The sequence below is a fragment of the Bacillus sp. SIMBA_008 genome, from assembly GCF_046535495.1.
GTDB lineage: Bacteria > Bacillota > Bacilli > Bacillales > Bacillaceae > Bacillus > Bacillus subtilis.
This window is the reverse complement of record NZ_JAWRWL010000517.1, coordinates 1-269: the sequence shown is the minus strand read 5'-3', so window position 1 is coordinate 269 and position 269 is coordinate 1. Positions and strand designations below refer to the sequence as shown.

1 protein-coding gene is annotated in these 269 nt (G+C 45.0%); it reads left to right on the top strand.

The genetic code is table 11. The features are described 5' to 3' along the window. On the top strand, nucleotides 1–269 hold a 269-nt coding region (locus SB658_RS24265), incomplete at both ends, for a DUF4397 domain-containing protein (protein ID WP_410602909.1).

The following is a 269-nucleotide window of genomic DNA, read 5'->3' as shown; positions in this document are numbered from 1 at the left end:
CGGCTCTTTCACGCTGCCCCAGATCTTAGTGAGCTTGCTGTTTATGTGAACCGGAATGAGGTCTTGAAAAAAATGCCTTACAGCCAGTTAACAGCCTATATGGAGTGGGATGAGGGAATGTATGAGATAGAAGTGTTCAAGCTAGCTACAAAACAAAGAGTTCTTCATTCTCGTATGATAATTAAACGTGACGAGATTTACACCCTATGTATCACGGGTGCACATGCAGGTTTTGCGCTGCTGACAGAGCGGCAAGACCCTCTGATTCA